Source organism: Clostridium sp. C2-6-12 (assembly GCF_009928485.1).
Taxonomy (GTDB): domain Bacteria; phylum Bacillota; class Clostridia; order Clostridiales; family Clostridiaceae; genus Clostridium.
On sequence record NZ_JAABNP010000018.1, the window covers coordinates 38706 to 57027 of the forward strand.

Below are 18322 nucleotides of genomic sequence, written 5' to 3' on the forward strand. Positions count from 1 at the left end.
GCACCTCCAAATATTTTTTATAGCCTAAATTACAAATTTATTTTGTTCATTAATTAAATTTTTTGTCATGTTATTTAAGGTAGTTGCAGTTGCTGCAACTTCATTAGATAAATTGTGCATTTCATCAGTTGAAGCTGTTATTTCTTCTGATGAAGCAGATATTTCCTCAGCTATAGCAGATGTACTTTCCACTTTATTTAAAATATCTTCTTTTTCCTTATTTATTTCTACTGCCGCCCCATTAACAGCTTGTACTTTGGGAATTACTTTTTTGATAACATCAATTATCTTTTCAAAGGAGTTTATAGTTCCATTTATAATATTAACTTGGCTGCTAAGTTCAGAATTCATATTATTTGTATCTTCTGTTATTGCATTAGTATCATTGGATATATCTGATATTAATTTACTTATATTTTGAGATGAAACTTTTGTTTGTTCCGCTAATTCTTTTACTTCATTTGCAACAACCCCAAATCCCTTACCGGCTTCACCAGCGTTTGCTGCTTCTATAGATGCATTTAATGCTAATAAGTTAGTTTGATCTGCTATTGAATTAATCATTTGTACTATATTATTTACTTCTTTTACATTGCTATTAAAAGTAGTAATTTTATTAGATAATGTTTTAAAAGATAAGCTTATGTTATTTACTGCATTCATTAATAACTTCATGCTTGAGCTACTATCATTTGCAAGTTCATTCATTACAACTGTGTTTTCGTCTATGTCTTTAATGTTTATTACTATATCTTCAAGCTTACCACTGAAGTTATTTAAAATTGTAGTAATTTCTATTAAATTATTTGCTTGAGAATTAATTCCTAATGCTACTTCTTGCATTGAATTGGCTACATTATTAGAAGATGATACCATGTTTTGAGATATATCTAATAAATTACTTGAGTTTTCATCTATTACTAAGGAACTATCCTTAGATATTTTAATCATAGATCCAATTGAATTTTGCATTGTATTCATAGAGTTAGCCATATCACCAATTTCATCTTTAAAATTTAAATACTTATGATTAATCTTATTTGTAAAATCTCCTGTAGCTAATACATTTAATGAATTAGAAGCATATCTTATTCTTGTAGACAATCTATGAGAAATAATATAAATCACAAAAATTCCAATAATCAAGAATAATATAGTAGTTAAAGTTATTGAAGATTTTAGAGAGTCAAGTTCTGATAAAAGTTCTGATTTCTCTAAAATAACAACTACAGACCATTTTTCTTTTTCAATAGGAGCAAATCCACCATAAGATTCTTTTCCTCCAAAAGTATATGCACTTAAACCAGTTTCACCAGCTATCATTCTCTTTTGCATTTCAGCAATGCCTTTAAGGCTAGGATCTTTTTCTGCTTCTTTAATAGAATTATATTGATTTAATGGCATACTTGAATCTTTATAAGCAATACTGTTGCTTTGGCTATTTATCATATAGGCACTTCCAGTATTACCAAAAGAAATTTTTTTAATCATATCACTAAGTTCCATTCCATTTCTAACTGATACTAAAACACCTACAATTGCATTATCATTTTTTATTGGTACTGAATATATCATTGTCATTTCAGTTTTATTAGAATTAACTTCTGGATCATTTATAAAACTCTCACCAAGTATAGATTTTTTAAAATAAGTAGTATCTTTTATATTAGCTTGTTCTCCATTAGTATATGTAATATTTCCATTGACATCAGCATATCCCATTTTAATACTGCCATTTCTTTTAGCTTCAACTTTTAAAATAGTCATCAATTTATCTGGACTATCATTATTTAACGAAGCAACCTTGGCAGTCACTTCCATTGAGTTTAATTGATTATCTAAATAAGCTTGAACAGTGTTAGATGCCTGTATGGCTATTTCTGGTAAGGTCTTTGTAATATTTGATATTAAAGCATTAGATGCATTAATATAAGAAATTACTCCAAACCCAGTACTTACAACCAAAAGCAATATACTTATCAATACAATTAATTTTACTTTGATGCTTTTTATAAACATAATTAAATCAGCTCCTTTATATTTAGTCCATATTTTACTTGTTTTCATTTAAATCTCGCATTTTTATAATCAAGTTTTGAGCTTTTAATAAAGCATTAGATAACTCTCCTATTTCTTCATCAGAAAGAACCTTAAATCTTTCTAAAAAATCAGCTTCTCCAGTTGCTGAAACAGATAAGATAAGCTTTAATGCTTTGCTTGATAGTGATAAATAAACGATTCTTTTATCATTTTCATCTTGTTTTTTTATTAAATATCCAAAATTATATAAAGTATTAATACTTCTGCTTGTATTTGGCACAGATATATTTAATTTTTTACTTATTCTTGAGGCTGTTGTTGTTCCTTCAAAATGAACAAAATTTAATATTTTTGAAAGAAGAGGTGTTATTTCTGTATTAGTCAAATCTGGAATAAGATCTATATATTCAGCATTAAATAAGCTATAAAAGTTAACCATATTTAAAATTAATTCTCTAGAAGCTTTTTTATTCATATCAAATCTCCTTTAATAATTATTATTCTTTAAAAAACATTATAATAAAATAGTTGTCATTTGACAACTATTTTCTCGAAAATATTATTTAAAAAATCTTGCAAGATCAAAACCATGACGTAGCGCAAATTCATAGTATGGCTCATCAAGTGGTAAATTAAGTAACTCGTAAACTTCTCTGCGCCTTTCATTGTACCGAAGATCTTTATTAGCTAATGAAAATCCTTTTTCTGCATCTCCTAATAAATAAGTAATATAATATGCTAAACCACCATGCATAGTATAATGTATATTAATACCTCTCCAGTCAACTATATTATTTGGATCATCAACTGGAAGAGGAAGCCATACTTCACCACGACAGAAATACCATTGTCGTTTTGGTGGAATCACCACAATAAATTCAGGAAATTCAACCTCGGCAGGATTTACTGGAATATTACCTATAATAGGCCACTCTTCGCGTTCTATTGAATATGAACTAACTTCTATTCCCTTTATGAGAACTTCTGACTGCTTGGCAGTAGGTTCGTTAAAGACTTCTTTATAAACTTCAACTAGAATACCACCTCCATGATAAAGCATTTCTGTTCCATAGGTAAAAGCCTCTGGAAAATCTTTTTCTCCTGCTTCTATTTCTTTTTTAGTTTCCTCTATTATTTTTTTAAATTTTTGTTTCTTTGGATATAATAATATTCTTCCAGTTGCATATTTTCCATCTAATAGTGGTATTGCAAATAAGTCTCCTACTTTAAATGAAATTTTTTTCATCTTGTTCCTCCTAACCTAAATCAAAAATTTTTCTTTCTTAAATTATTTCAGGTATACACTCTGCTACAAAATCCTGGTGATCCCAAAATACCACTTCACTTCCATCACTGTTATGTGAAATTACTTTTTTTATTAGTTCCCTATGCGCTAATAATTGTTGTGGAAGCTTTGGAAACAATGTTTCTAATTCTTCTTTTATAACAGGTTTTGGTGATGCTACTAAATACAAACCTTCTTCATATTTTGAATAGGTGTAGTCTTTGAGATATTTTTCTAATTGTTTAATATAAGGCTTTCCGAACCAGCTTAGCCACATTGGGGACTTTGGAATACCAATCCACCAGTTATAACTAGGAATCAAATAATCCTTACACTTTGAATCATAATATAAATTACCATTTTTCTTAACTATAACATTTTGCTCCACATAAGCCATGGCATAAACAGCATTAAGCTTTACACTTAACTTTTCAAAAAGTGTAGTAAATACTTCAATCCATCTAGCATCATATTCACAAGCACCATAATCAAAGCTAAGCTTTATACTGCTGATGCAACCTGCTTTATCAGGTTTCATTTGATTATAAGCCTCATAAGGAAAATAAATAGAACCTGAAAAGCACGGTTTCTTTCCTTTAAAATAGATATCTTGACCTTCTTTCTTTTTTTCCATTAAATAATCAATAAATCTGTGTTCTTCTCCCTTTTTAAGTCTATTTTTTAAAGGCTCGTAATCACCATACTTTTCTGGCATTGATTCTGGGCAAATACTATTAAGGCTCTCAAGAAAAACCTTTATAGTATTTGCATCAACCATAGATAAAGGAATAAACCATTTCATATTAATTACATTAATCCGTTCAGCTATTCCTGATACTTCATAGCGTTTTGGCTTTCCTTTGGGAAAAATAATCTTATCTTCTCTCGTATCATAAGCTGCTCCACTACAAGCCTCTGCTATAAACTTAGACAAATCCATTCCTTTTTTTATACAGCTTTTACTACTGTTCTCTGGAATTGTTATGTTATAAATCCATTTGGGTGCTAAAACAACACTAGCTAATATCTCATCAATATCCTCTACATTTATTATTGGTATAACATCCATAATCATTTTATCCATTGAACTTTTTTTCTCAGAAGAAATTATTAAATTATTTCTTTCAATAGACCCGCTATTAATGACTAATCCCTTTGTAGCTAGAAATTCTTGAAGCTGCTCTTGCTCTATTTTATTATAAGCTGCAATTTTTAAATCATAACTCATTAATCGTTACCTCTCTTTAATAAACAAAACTTCCTTAAACTTTGTCATACCCCTTTTTAATACACTCTTCAATGCTCCTATCCAGCCAGTCTTCTATCCATTGTGAAAAAGTGAACACCTTGTTATTAAAAAGATACTCTCCATCTTTTTCACCAATACATATTCCTTCAGGTATTGATTGACTGGGATCAAACCCTCCTACATCCCATACTGTTCCATAAAGTTCCCCTTCAACTACGAGTACATGACTATAGGTACATCCATCATTAGCTATAACAATAGCTCCCTCAATTGATAATACATAAGGAGCAGCATAACCTAAAGCTTTTGGTTTCATTTTTACAATATTATCCTTATATATTTCTATATGTTTGTGTTTTAAGTCTCTAAAATAAGTAATCCTTCCATAACCAGTTTTTTCATTTAACTCATGTTCATAAAAATACCCATCCTCAATAACTCGATTAGACGAATATTCAAAACGTTCTTCTATAATTTCCATTTGTGAATTTAATCCATAGCCAGGTCCAGCTCCATAACCTATCTTTAAAAGAAAATCTCTATAGTCCTCTGGTAAACGGATTTTTAACTTACTCTCCATTAATTTAAGGTCAGTTTCTTTAACCGGATAGGATTTATATTCATGTCCAAATTGCTTTCCCTGATTAAATGAATAAGCTCCAAATGTTTTCTGCTTTTTATCTAAAACTTCTAACTTTTTTAGCTTGTCTTTTAATTGCTCTGTTTTTTCTTCAATTGTCATAATAACCCTCCATTCAAAGTAACTTGCTAAAAAACCGTAGCCCAAGGAATTAAATTTTTAATCTTATCTCTTTCTTCCTCTGAAATTGGATTGCCACCTATAAAAGTAATATAATATTGTTTAGATTGGCTATTTGTTCCACATTATGGAAGTAATAATTTAATATCTGATAGATATGCCATTTTCAGCCATTGTTCTAGTACAGCTAAGGCTGCTTCTTCCTCCATAATATCAACACATTTATAATAAGATGAATCATCTTCTCTATTAATGGTAAGACGGAATATTGAAGTTTTTTCATATAAATATTGAACGGTAATATGAACCAATCCATAAATATTTTTTACTGCATGAAATATGGTTTGTGTTGCAGTTTCTTGTTTTGTTACATGATTATATTCAACCTTTAGTAAATTCCTTGTCCAATGATTAAGCTGTATCTTCCAACCAGTTGGAATTCCAAGAGGAACCAGTTTTTCTTTAACACTTTCCTCTTCTTCATTTTTATATTTTCCAAGAAAATTGTTTATTCTTTCTGAGATTTCATCATAAAAACGACTTTCAAAAGTAATAAAAGGTTCCTCCTCTTCTTGCTTATAAATACATAGTTTATACTGACCGCTTAAATCCATGTCTGGCAACCAATCTAAATCAATAAATATGTTTTTATCAAAGCTTTTTATCGCCAATAAATCTGCTGTAAAATAAGAATTCCAAGAACCTTCTCTTTTTGCATCTTCAATAGAAATTTGAAAAAAGCAATTCCAAGTAATTTCCCATTCAGAGGGAATGCACAAGGGCATTATTTTTATATCACCTTTATTAGCCACTTTTCTCTTCCTTTCCCTTTTTTTGATAATACTTTTTCAACTTATCTCGCCTAACAGACGCTATTTACCTTTTTTTATCTGATAAAAGTGAACTCTTCTCTTCAAATAATCTTCTATCCAGGTTAAAAATGAAACTGTGGCAAATGGTAATCCCTCATTGGTTGAAAATACTGGATTTTTTAGAGGATAAAAGTAAAAACTTTCATAAGCACCTTCCCAAACTGTCTCTTCCAATTCTCCACGGATAATCAAGAGCACTGTTCCTATGCACCCCTGGTCCATAATGGGAATGGCCCCATCCTTACAACCTGTTATACATATACCTTCGGATTTTTTATTGATTTCATCTTGAAGATGTTTTATCGTAAGCACTTTTACGTTTTCTAAACGGGACAATTTTCTGTTGTATCGCTCTAAGGTGCAATTATGCTGATATTTTTCCCATACCTGTTGAGGATTATAAAATACATAATCCAACCGACCAGAGCCAATATAGTATAAAAATGCAATGTATTCATCCGATAACTTCTTTTTCAAACGTCTCTCCAGTTTAAAAATCGCTTTCGCTGAAACTGGTTCTAACTCAATGGGGCCAATAAATTGTTGCAGCTCTTGTATTAATTTTCGAATAGTCTCTATTTTAAACTGATAACGAATGATCCTTATTATAATTTTCTCATTCTCCATATAATCACCTTGTATTTATTAATAAAATCAGCAAAACCATAGGTATTGCCATAAAATATCAAATATACGCCTTCACTTCATTCAATCGAGTTCCATCTATTTTGACGGCAGTTTGAAAATCTTGTTTAGCAAATGCAATTTCGCCTTTTTCCATATAAAGTTTTCCCCTACGTATATATACCTCAGCTTGATTTGGTGCATACATGGTCTGAACAATTTGATCACCAAAATGTTCCTTACTTGATTCACAATAAAGACAAACCCAATCCTGAGGCAGCTTTTCAAAAGATTTAAGCTTTACTGAATTTAAATCAATCATTATACTTTCCTCCTGATTAAATACACTTTTTATAACTAAGACTTGCATATAACTTTTCTCCTTAATAAAGGCACATCAAAAATTCGAATAAGATTTTTGCTTGTTAATATATAGATTTCATTTATCTATGTAATCCTTTCTAGTTAATATTAATATACTAAATTGAATAAGAATATTGTACTTTTAAAATTTCAAAAATTAGTACAGATATTTTATCAATTATGAAGAATATTTGTATTGTAAAAAAACGACATCACCTTGATAATTTCTATACTTCAATTATTCTTTTATGCTCAATAACATTCATATTTACTAATAATTATTTTTTTGGGCATATATTGAAATACATTAAAATGAGGTATATAATAATTACAAATACTAAATGATAATTATTATCGATTATGATTTTTAATAAATATAATTTATTTAAAGGAGTTGATTTACATTGAAATATAACATTTTAATTGGCGGTTCTGCTGGACAAGGTATAGATACTATCAGTTCACTTTTTGAAAAAATACTGAAGAAAAGTGGATATTATATTTATACCACAAAAGATTACATGTCTAGGGTAAGAGGCGGACATAATTTTATACAAATTAGATTCGGAGATGAAAAAATAACTTCCCATAGTCCTATAATGGATGTAATTGTAGCAATGGATAAAAATACGGTTCTAAATCACATTGAAACTCTAAATAAAAATGGTATTTTGATTTGTGACGAAAGTATTGATGTAGAAGATTCACGAGTATTAAAACTTCCAATGAAAGCTATATCTACTGAAGTTGGTAATTCTAAAACTTTGGGAACAGTTGCTGTTGGAGTTTTAACAAAGCTCTTTAATCTTAAGATAGATAATATAGACTCTATCTTTAATAAAAAATGGGACGTAAAAACAAATGAAGCAAACAAATTAGCTTTTACAAGAGGATATGAAGCTTCAAAAGAACGCTTTAATCTTTCTATAGCTAAAAAAAATAACAATATTCTCATTACTGGTAATGAAGCTTTGGCTTTAGGTCTACTAGCAGGTGGACTAAGCTTTTATTCAGCATATCCTATGACTCCTGCAACAAGCATAATGACTTATTTATCAAAAGTTCAAAAGAATGCTGGAATAATAGTTGAACAAGTAGAAGATGAAATCTCAGCTATAAATATGGCCCTTGGAGCTTCTTATGCTGGAGCAAGATCAGCTACTGGAAGTTCTGGAGGTGGAGTTTCACTTATGGTAGAAGCTATTGGACTTTCAAGTATAACAGAAACTCCTCTACTAATCATAGACTCTCAAAGACCTGGTCCTGCCACTGGGCTTCCTACTAGAACAGAGCAAAGTGATTTAAGTTTTTTAGTTACTGCTTCACATGGGGAAGAACCAAGAATGGTACTTTCAGTAAGAAATGCTGAAGATGCTTTTTATACTTCTGCAAGAGCTTTGAATATATCTGAAAAATATCAAATACCAGTTATATTATTAACTGATCAATATTTGGCTGATACAGCTGTAACTGTACCAGAATTCGATTTAAGCAAAGTTAAAATCGAAAGATATATTGCTGGAGAAGAGGCCTTAGAAAGTGATGGAAGCTATAATAGGTATAAAGTTACTAAGAGTGGAATATCTCCAAGAATTCTTCCAGGTCAATTTGAAAATGCTGTGGTTTTAATTGATAGTGATGAGCATACTGAGGACAGTCAAATAACAGAATCAGCTGAAGTTAGAATAGAACAAATGGACAAAAGAATGAGGAAGCTTAAACTACTAGAAAAAGATTTAATTGAGCCAAATTACTTTGGAGTTGAAACTCCTGAAGTACTTTTGCTAGCATGGGGATCACTTGAGGGTCCTGTTGAAGAAGCTGTTAAAATTTTAAATGATGAAGGATACTCTGTGGGAGCTCTCGTTTTTGGAGATTTATATCCACTTCCAACAAAGCTATTAGAGAAGTATTCAGCTTTAGCTAAAAAATTAGTTAATGTTGAACAAAATTTTAACGGTCAACTTGCTAAATTAATTAGAATGGAAACTGGAATTTCTGTTCATAATAGCATATTAAAATATGATGGAAGACAATTAAGTTCAGAAGAGATTTATTCTAGAGTTAAAAAGGAGGTGCTCTAAAATGATAGATATTAAAAAGTATGATACAAAAGAAGAAATTGCATGGTGCCCTGGCTGTGGAGATTTTGGAATACTAGATGCTTTGAAGGAAACTTTAGCAGAACTAGAAATAAACCCTCATGAAGTTGTACTATCCTCAGGAATAGGACAAGCAGCAAAGATGCCTCACTATATAAATTTGAACGGCTTTAATGGCCTTCATGGCAGAGCAGTTCCTCCTGCTGTAGGAATTAAGCTTGCAAATAAGAATTTAAAGGTAATTATAAATTCTGGTGATGGTGATTCTTATGGTGAAGGTGGAAATCATCTGCTCCATAATATTAGAAAAAACATTGATATTACTCATTTTGTTCATGATAATCAAATATATGGTCTTACAAAAGGTCAAGGTTCACCAACCACTAATAAAGGACAAATAACTTCATTGCAATTTGAAGGAACTACTGTAGATTCATTTAAGCCCCTTGCCTTTGCAATAACTGCTGGAGCAACCTTCGTTGCAAGAAGTTTCTCTGGAGATAAAGAACACTTAAAAGCAATAATGAAAGCTGCAATTGCTCATAAAGGTTATGCTTTAGTAGATATTCTTCAACCTTGTGTAACCTTTAACCACATAAATACTTTTAAATGGTATAAAGACAATACCTATAAGCTTGATGATAATTATGATTACAGCGATAAACATCAAGCTCTAGAAAAAGCTATGGAGTGGGACAATGGTATTCCTCTTGGAATTATATATAAGGAAGAAAAAGTAGAATATACTGATACAGTTTCCTCCTTTAAGAATAATAAAACTCTCTTAGAACGAGATTGGAAACCAGAGGATGCTAAAAAGTTTATAGAAAGCTTTAAATAGTAATTAATTCTGCATATAATTCCTTAAAAACTAAAGAGAATACTAGTTTGATTTAAATCAAAGCTATGTATTCTCTTTCAATTTAGGATAAATTACTCCTCCTCTTCTTCCTCTCCGTCAGGGTAACATAGCAGATAAGCAACATAATTTTCATCCTTAATATGAGGAACAAGACTTTTTAATGCTTCAAAAGCATCTTCATGGAATTCTTCATTTTCACAACTACAAAAAGCTATAGCATTTTCATAAGCGACAACAGCTTCTTCAATGTTTCCTGATTTCTTTAGTACATTTCCAAGGTCATAAAACCATTCGCTAAATAGAAAATTGTAATGCTCCTCCTCAAACTCTGCAATTTCCTGTATAAAAGGATAATATACAGAATTCTTATCCATTTCCTCAAAACATCTTGCTGCAGCAAGAAATAATATCTCTCCACCTTTATCTCCTGCTCCAAAATCTATGACTTGTCTTCTTTTAAAAACCTCTAATGCAATCTCCAGAGGAATACCTTCTATTTCATCCCCCCTAGCAATCATTTCCCCTAACTTTGTCTTCATTTTAAATTGCGAAAATATAGGAGCATTATAATGAGAATTTTGTTTAATAAAAGCTACGTAATCTTCTTTAGGTATGCTTTTTTCCTTTAGTTCAATAAACTGACCTAAAGGAGAACTAATAGCTGCGAGCTTTAAATATTTTAAATAATCCCATTTACTAATATCTTTAGCTTGTAAAACCTCAAATATTTCTGGTAAAGCCTCTATAAAAGGTTTATTATCAAAAACCTTACAGCTTTCACATATTAGCGCCTTATATTTGCCTATACTGTCTAAATCCCTTTCAGCAAAGTTTTCTGACCATTCTACCGGATGTTTTAAAAAACCATCATAATCCTTTAATAAATCATTTATCTTTTCTACTAAATAACAAGGAAACCAATTCTTAATAGAATCAGAAATAATCTTCGCACACATATTTTCTTCATTATAAATAGCTATAGGATACTGCTCTGGCGAAACTCCAGGTATAATTAAATACACAATATAATCGTGACCAGAGTTACCAATCGAATAAATTTCCTTAACACCATAATTAGGTGAAATCTCTGGATCTATCCACAAGCTATGGTTAAAATTTAAATCTAAACCCACTACCTCAGAAAGATATGGTATATATTTACTAAATTTCTCACTAAAATCAAAGTTTTTCATAAATTTGATCTCCTTTTATCTAACATTTATTCTATAATTGCTTCTGTAGGGCATATATAAACACAATCACCACATTCTGTACATGCATTTTTATCTATAACATAATAACCTGGACCTTCGCTTATACAAGAAACTGGGCACTCTTCAGCACAGGAGCCGCAATTGATACATGACTCTTCTTCAATATGATATCCCTTAGCTTCTTCTCCTTCTAGAAGCCCTGCTTTAACCACAGTTTCACCCTCCAGACGGATAGCTTTTACACGGCTTAGCATATTCAAATATGAAGGGAAAGCTAAAGCTGCATCTCCTGCATCAATAATTCCTTGTCCATTCTCTCCCCTTTTGATGTCCCCATAATTAAAATCATATACTCCTAAATCTCCATCCTGTCCACCTTTTACTGCTAAAACCGAACCAAGATCATCCAGTATACAAGCAACAATTAACAAAGGTTCTCCATCCATAAATATTTCAGTATATTCCCCTAAATCTCGTGAAAAACCCTGTTCATTATAAAAGCTGTCCTGATATCTATAATCATCATATTCAGAGTGATCAAAGCTTTCAAACTTATACCAACACAAATCATCTGGTACTGCTCCTAAAAGCACCTTTCCAAGCTCCTGTAACCATGCTGGATCTGTATCTGGACGTTCCTTTTTAAAGAAGGTCAAGGTTTTAAAACGCTTCACAAATTTAATTAATTGCTCTTTTTGCTCTTCTGAAAGTGACGAATCCCTTACCCAACTTTCAGCTTCAACTGCGCTTCCTTTAATTTTTTTTCTCATAATAAAATCCTCACTTTCTCCACGCTATTACCTTGTCATTAAATTATTATATATTTTTAATTTCCTTTATATTCATTAAGAATCTTTAAAATACCTTCCTTCCCTTCTGCATATCCAAAGGCATCCGTTCCAAAATCATTACATAAATTTATATCAACTCCAGCTTCAAGGAAATACTTTAAAGCCTCTTCTTGCTCAAAGGCTGCTGCTATTGTTACTACTGACTCTCCATTAATAAACTTAGAATTTATATTTGTACCATCCTCAATAAATTTCTTTACCTCAGACAGATTTCCATTAGCAATTGCAGCAAAGAAGTCTAATTTTTTATCTTTTACTACATCAGCCTTATGACCTTTTAAAAGCTCCTGAAGCTTTTCATTTTTAAACCATACAGCTATCATATATAAATTCCAACCATGTAAATTTACTGCAAGTGGATCTGCTCCAGCCTTTATGAGAGCATCAATTATTTCTTCATAACCTCTTGCTTTAACAGCCAAATGATGAATAAGAGGCATTCCATTCTCATTGCACATATTTAAATCTGCTCTGCATTTTATAGCCTTTTCTATAATCGGCAAACTGTTATACTCAGCTAAATGCCACAAGGTATAAGTTCCATCAGCATTTTTTTGATTTACATCTGCTCCAGCCTCCAGCAAAATTCCAATTATATTTTTCTTTTTGTTTGGAAGGTCAATATCAGCAATTCTATTTTTTACTGCACTTGTTAATACAGTGTTCCCATTTCCAGCTAAAGAAGTCAAATCGGCTCCAGCTTTTATAAGAAGCTCAACCACTTCTACTCTTAACCAATTTATAGCAGTATGTAGTGCTGTATCTCCATCCTTATCCTTTGCCTCTAAATCAGCCCCTTCAGCTATAAGAAATTCTATGGTTTCTTTAAATCCACCTTCAACTGCTTTAATAATTGAGGTAGTTCCATTAAAATATAAATTAACAGGCATACCTTTTTTTACATAAGCTTTAACTTCATCAATCTCCCATGCATCTATTAATCCAAGAAACTCTCTAATTTCTTCTTCAGATGGATTATTAATTTTATCCTTTATTATTGTAGTTTCATTGATTGATGCTGTTTCAACTTCTCCTCTTGAGAGCTGGCTTGAATTTTCTTCCTCTCCTGTACCAAAGCATCTTGCCCAGATTACATCTCCAATAGCTTGTTCATATGGAACTCCCAATTGTACTAAGCCATTTGCAATAGAAGCAAGGGATGCTTCAGGATGTTTATAAAAAAATTCATTACATAATTTATTAAAATACTGCAACTTTATTTTTTCTTCTTCCTTATTATCTTGTTGCGCACCATCTACAAAAGCTGAAATAACCTTACTGAATTCCTCATCAATTTCATTTTCAGTCTGCCCGTTACCAGCAGCCTCCTTACTTACCATATTTTTCATACCTGCGAAAGGTACAATTTCTAAATACGACAGAAGCTGTTCTAATTTTCCCAAGGTTCCCATTCCACCTGGAAAGTCAGGCATTACTACATTTATTCCTGGATTCTCCAGATTTTCATCATCAATAGCGATTAATAGTTCTTCCATTCCCTCAGCGCCATATAGTCTTCCAATGCATAGATTTGGATGATATTCATCCAAAATTCTGCTTTTTGATTCAACCCAGTCTGTTGTAAAAATAACTATAATATCATTTTTTTCATACTCAAGATAAAAATAGTCTTTTCCTTTCTGTGTTATTCTAAATTCATATTCATCCCACTCATAGCCCCACAAAAACTGTGAAAAAGCTAAAGGTGCAGTATAACTGCCCTGATTGTTGATGTTAAATTTCATTTCACTATTTGGAAAGTCTTTCTTTTTTCTAATTCCTAATCTATTAAGCTGTTCTTCAATTTTTGAAGAAAAAGCTATTTTTGTTTCTGCCATTTAAACCACTCCTTATATAAGCTTAAAACTATAGTAAATGTACTATTTTGAAAATTGTATAATTATCATAAATCACCTTTTAAACATTTATTACAACTATTATAAATTTGTCGCAGTTTATTGTATTGTAAAAAAGCGACATGAATTTAACTAATAAACCCATGTCGCTAAAATAATAGCTAAACAATTATGTGCATCTGAATCCTTAGGATTTTGTTCAATTAATTTAAGATAGTAGTCTTTGGATTTTTTATTCTCTGCTATTTTTAATAACCTCCTTTCAATTTATATTACTTACGAATAAAAATAACATCTCCTCCACATAGCACTAGTGGCTCTCCATTAGGTTTATATTCTATCCAACGCGTTTTATCATCAGTTTCCATATCTATCATAAGATGATAATAAGAATATCCATAACCAACTGTAGTATCCAAAGTTTGTATCACATATTTATTAGCATTATCTAAATTCTCATTATTTATCAAATTTAACCACGTAATAGCTTTGTCAAGTTCCTTTAATAACCCAAATTCTTCCGTTTTACCCGCCTTTAAGTTTTTTACTATTTTTTCTTTATCTTCTAAAAGCTTATTTATAGCATATTCCACAAAACACACCTCCTTTATCAAAAGGCTCAGATTATACCCAGTCTATTTTTTCAAGAGCAATCTTCTCTCCTTCATTTATAGCATGAATCAATTGGATTTTTTCTTCAGTTGTAATTTCACTTATAAAGAGTTCTTGTTTTCCATTTTTTCTTTCATTTAGTGCAGTTCCTATAACTTTTTTACCATTTGAAAATTTAAAAAGACATTGAAATTCTTCTGTTTCATCATTTCCCAGAAATTCTCCTGAAACATAAAACCAACTTCTAACTTTATCCTTATTAAAATAAACTTCAAACTTCTCACCTGACTCATCCTTCATTTGAAGTGATGAGGTATTGCCCTTTAGTAAGTTCTCTCCTAAAACTAATAGCTTCTCTGCCTCTTTTTGGCTTCCATATAGGTTTAAAGCTCTAATAGGTCTCCCACTAGTACTTATAAGTGGTTCACAGACTTCAATACGATTCCATAGGTTATTTACTAAAACAAGATAATATCCAGCTTTTATGTTCCTTCTGACATCAATATCATATAATCTAAGTATTATTCTTATTGACTTTATTTGAAGATAAGGTTTCAAATTTGATTGCACTCTATTTACCTCCAAGCTTATAATTAAATCATAATCCTACATTCATAAAAACACATGCTCTTATTCTAAAGCTTACTAGCCATAATCTCACTATTATCCTGCAAACGAATAGCAATAATGTGCCCGAACATACTTATGTATGAATCAAAAGCGACTGTAGCTGCTTCTATATCAATATGTCCGAACCCATCTAGAGGGTAATCATTTTCATCCAATTCGCCTTCCTCTTCTATGTCATCCTGATTAGGATGAACATCATTATAATCAAATTCGTAAACCTTTTTATCTTCTTCATACAGCATAATGGCAAGCATAGTTTTATAATGCTCCATCTCTACACCAACAAAATATGCCTGCTTATTCTCCATAAATACTTTTGAATGGGTATCGTCAACCATTCCTTGCAAAGTAAGTCGATACCAGGTGTCTTGCAACGTTATATGTGGCATTGAATAATCAAAAGTATCAAATTTCACCCAAATCTGCTGATTACGCATAATCCCCTGAAGGACACTTGCTTTTTGAGTTAACCACGAAGGTACTATCCCTCCCAAGGTTTGCTTATAAAATTGAATCTCTGGGAATCGATAAATAAATTTTAATAAATGTTCCTTATCAGAAGTGGATAAATCCGAATTTTTCACCCATTCTTGAGCCTGCTCTGCATTACCCTCTGTAAATGTTATTGCCATAGCATTTTCCCCCTTAACGCTTTAATTGTTCAATAACCTCAGCTTTATTGTTACAACTTCCTATTATATCCATAAAGAAAAAAATCTTTTCTTTTATATGATACCTATCTCTGCTTTTATATTTCATAATCACTTCACTAAAATCCACAAAGGCAAGCTGTATCACATAAGCTCCTTCCGGATCATTATAAGGGAGCCAATCAAGGGAAATTATATACTCACCTTTAGAAGTATTTATCCCGCTTGTCTTAATAAAAAGCATATCTGCTGAAAATAATTTTCTATCCAAATTACTTTGAGTATAATCTAAATCATAAAAACAATTTGAAATAATATTCCATCCGCTTGGAATCATGAGTGGCATTAGTGGATATTCCTCTGCTTTATTATAAAACTCACTATATATAAGATATCCGAGTTTCAAAGAAACCTCATTTGGATCAACTAAAAACTGACTTAATTCTTCTATCCACTTGTTAAATACATCCTTAATCAAATTGAGGTCACCATTTTCAAATTTATTAAGATGCTTTTTACTATCAAGTTCCTGTATAAGTGCAGTTATTCTATAAATGCTGTTATCCTCTTTTGCAGATACTCGTTCTAAAATAATAACGAAATGATCTCCTCTGTCTATAGGGACATCACGTTCTAAATGTAAAATTACTTTTGAATTTTTATCTTTGTTGTTACAACACGGCATGTTGCACTCACAATCATAAAAATTATTCCTAATAATCTCCCAGCCACAAGGAATCTTTAATTCCACTAATTTATTCTTCATTTTCTCTCACTTTCTTGTTAAAGCTTTTTCTTATACTTCATTTGTTTCATTCTTTTTAATATAAGTTGGAGTATATCCACACATTCTTTTAAATTCACGTATCATATGAGATTGATCCCAATATCCTGCTTCAACTGCACTTTGAACTATATTTTTTTCTTCTAAATGATTAACAGCCTTATGAAACCTAGCAATACTTTCATATTCTTTTAATGTAATGCCAAGAATAGTATTAAAATCTCTTTGAAGCTGTCTATAAGATATATTTAAATCTGAAGCAATTTCTTTAAAACTTTTTTGATTTTGTATATGACATAAATTTGTTGCATTAAATACTCTTGTCATTTGATTTGTAAATTTATATTTTCCACTATCTTGAATCTCACTTATATAATCTTCAACAATATACATCCATTTTTCTGGAGAGTATGAAAACAATTTTTCTCCAAGAATGCATATGGAGTCTTCTTTCTTAAATTGTATTATACTCTGACAAACTGCTGGAATAATTCCTGTCATTTGATAAAAGAGCCAAAATTCCATACTTACTATAAATACAGCAACATTTTCTACTCTACTAATCATAGGTTCTTTATTAATTCCATAAGCAATAACGTCTCCTGCTTTTATTTTCATACCATTATAATAGCCTGTCCCATCAATGATAAAGGCAATATGAACTGCTGTAGATGCTGGTGCTGGCATAACTCCATAATCAAACAAACAATAAGCATATTGCAATATACCTTCTTTGTCAGTATATTTTACTTCACAATAACTTTTATTTACTTCATCAGTTACAAACTTCATATTATTCCCCCTAATTTACTAACTATATAGACCTATTAAGCTTCTATCTTTTTTCACTATATTTTATTACGAGTTTTGGGCATGCATCAATACATTCACCACACAATATACATTCTGAATTGCTCATAGAATTTTCACTCACCATGTTATTAACATCTAAACTCATTGGACATTTCTTATTACACATCTTACATCCTATACATTTATCATTATCTGCTTCAAGATGAAGAGAAGGATATTTTAATAGCTCTTTTATTTTTGTCCCTAAAATCATAAAAGGAGCCATCCAACATACGTAATGGCAAAAAGAGCGTTTCCCTGCTAATAGAGATAATATTACAATTAAAAATATAACAAAATAAAAAATAATATAAGCAAAAGGATTAGTTACAGAAACGCCATTATCAGTTTGATAAAAAAAATCTATTTGTTTAATACCACCATTAACTAATGATAAAATTATAGTGGTTAACCAAGGTAGCCAAATAATAAATTTTATCCAATTCAGCTTCCCACCTTTAGCACTTTTATCATTTGAAAGAATCATACACTCTTGAAGACCTCCTGCTGGACATAACCAGCCACAAAATGCTCTTCCAAAGAAAAGTGATAGTATAAACAGAGCAGCAAACGTAATAAAACTTCCAGTTATAATACCTTCTTTTGCCCCTAGAACTATTAAATATGGCGAAAAATAATATAATGTTATTGGAAATAATAAAAATGATATAATTACAATTGCTTTTCTTACTTTTTGTCTTTTCATAAATCTATCC

19 protein-coding genes are annotated in these 18322 nt (G+C 30.8%); 2 read left to right on the plus strand and 17 right to left on the minus strand.

Annotated features, from left to right (window positions below; all coding sequences use genetic code 11):
• Window positions 1-24: 24 nt before the first annotated feature.
• From GXK56_RS15635 to GXK56_RS15670, 8 genes are all read right to left on the minus strand, one after another.
• Window positions 25-2067, minus strand: coding sequence for a methyl-accepting chemotaxis protein (locus tag GXK56_RS15635; protein ID WP_243156142.1), 2043 nt, complete (start codon window positions 2065-2067; stop codon window positions 25-27).
• Window positions 2054-2515: a winged helix DNA-binding protein gene (locus GXK56_RS15640; protein WP_160689039.1), complete on the minus strand. Its 462-nt coding sequence runs from the start codon at window positions 2513-2515 to the stop codon at window positions 2054-2056. Before GXK56_RS15640 ends, GXK56_RS15635 begins: the two co-directional genes overlap by 14 nt.
• An 84-nt stretch (window positions 2516-2599) precedes the next feature.
• Entirely contained in the window at window positions 2600-3286 is a 687-nt protein-coding gene (locus GXK56_RS15645) for an Imm26 family immunity protein (protein ID WP_160689041.1), read from the minus strand.
• Between the two features lie 37 nt (window positions 3287-3323).
• Complete coding sequence (locus GXK56_RS15650; protein ID WP_160689043.1) at window positions 3324-4553, minus strand: hypothetical protein; 1230 nt, start codon at window positions 4551-4553, stop codon at window positions 3324-3326.
• Between the two features lie 34 nt (window positions 4554-4587).
• Window positions 4588-5316, minus strand: a complete 729-nt coding sequence (locus GXK56_RS15655) for an SMI1/KNR4 family protein (protein WP_160689045.1) — start codon at window positions 5314-5316, stop codon at window positions 4588-4590.
• Between the two features lie 143 nt (window positions 5317-5459).
• Complete coding sequence (locus GXK56_RS15660) at window positions 5460-6146, minus strand: hypothetical protein (RefSeq protein WP_160689047.1); 687 nt, start codon at window positions 6144-6146, stop codon at window positions 5460-5462.
• Between the two features lie 60 nt (window positions 6147-6206).
• Entirely contained in the window at window positions 6207-6833 is a 627-nt protein-coding gene (locus GXK56_RS15665) for a hypothetical protein (protein ID WP_160689049.1), read from the minus strand.
• A 58-nt stretch (window positions 6834-6891) separates the two neighbouring features.
• Complete coding sequence (locus GXK56_RS15670) at window positions 6892-7152, minus strand: tetratricopeptide repeat protein (RefSeq protein WP_160689051.1); 261 nt, start codon at window positions 7150-7152, stop codon at window positions 6892-6894.
• 445 nt (window positions 7153-7597) lie between these two features.
• Here GXK56_RS15670 and GXK56_RS15675 point away from each other — a divergent pair, with 445 nt between their 5' ends.
• Both GXK56_RS15675 and GXK56_RS15680 read left to right on the plus strand, forming a co-directional pair.
• The gene (locus tag GXK56_RS15675; RefSeq protein WP_160689053.1) at window positions 7598-9277 is read left to right on the plus strand and encodes a 2-oxoacid:acceptor oxidoreductase subunit alpha; all 1680 of its coding nucleotides are present in this window, start codon (window positions 7598-7600) and stop codon (window positions 9275-9277) included.
• 1 nt (window position 9278) lies between these two features.
• Window positions 9279-10136: a 2-oxoacid:ferredoxin oxidoreductase subunit beta gene (locus GXK56_RS15680; protein WP_160689055.1), complete on the plus strand. Its 858-nt coding sequence runs from the start codon at window positions 9279-9281 to the stop codon at window positions 10134-10136.
• A 92-nt stretch (window positions 10137-10228) separates the two neighbouring features.
• Here the strand turns inward: GXK56_RS15680 and GXK56_RS15685 are convergent, their stop codons facing one another.
• From GXK56_RS15685 to GXK56_RS15730, 9 genes are all read right to left on the minus strand, one after another.
• Entirely contained in the window at window positions 10229-11350 is a 1122-nt protein-coding gene (locus tag GXK56_RS15685) for a hypothetical protein (protein WP_160689057.1), read from the minus strand.
• Window positions 11351-11376: 26 nt separating this feature from the next.
• Complete coding sequence (locus GXK56_RS28755) at window positions 11377-12141, minus strand: 4Fe-4S binding protein (RefSeq protein ID WP_347707961.1); 765 nt, start codon at window positions 12139-12141, stop codon at window positions 11377-11379.
• 56 nt (window positions 12142-12197) lie between these two features.
• Window positions 12198-14060: an ankyrin repeat domain-containing protein gene (locus GXK56_RS15695; protein ID WP_160689059.1), complete on the minus strand. Its 1863-nt coding sequence runs from the start codon at window positions 14058-14060 to the stop codon at window positions 12198-12200.
• Between the two features lie 290 nt (window positions 14061-14350).
• Window positions 14351-14671 carry a hypothetical protein gene (locus GXK56_RS15705; protein WP_160689061.1) on the minus strand — a complete coding sequence of 107 codons (321 nt, stop codon included), beginning with the start codon at window positions 14669-14671 and terminating at the stop codon, window positions 14351-14353.
• A gap of 31 nt (window positions 14672-14702) precedes the next feature.
• Window positions 14703-15260, minus strand: a complete 558-nt coding sequence (locus GXK56_RS15710) for a hypothetical protein (protein WP_160689063.1) — start codon at window positions 15258-15260, stop codon at window positions 14703-14705.
• 65 nt (window positions 15261-15325) lie between these two features.
• Window positions 15326-15952, minus strand: coding sequence for a hypothetical protein (locus GXK56_RS15715; protein ID WP_160689065.1), 627 nt, complete (start codon window positions 15950-15952; stop codon window positions 15326-15328).
• Between the two features lie 13 nt (window positions 15953-15965).
• Window positions 15966-16736 (minus strand): hypothetical protein, encoded by a 771-nt coding sequence (locus tag GXK56_RS15720; RefSeq protein ID WP_160689067.1) that lies wholly within the window; start codon window positions 16734-16736, stop codon window positions 15966-15968.
• A gap of 30 nt (window positions 16737-16766) precedes the next feature.
• Window positions 16767-17546: an AraC family transcriptional regulator gene (locus GXK56_RS15725; RefSeq protein WP_160689069.1), complete on the minus strand. Its 780-nt coding sequence runs from the start codon at window positions 17544-17546 to the stop codon at window positions 16767-16769.
• A gap of 43 nt (window positions 17547-17589) precedes the next feature.
• A complete protein-coding gene (locus tag GXK56_RS15730; RefSeq protein ID WP_160689071.1) occupies window positions 17590-18312 on the minus strand; it encodes a 4Fe-4S binding protein in 723 nt (240 codons plus the stop codon).
• Window positions 18313-18322: the final 10 nt, after the last annotated feature.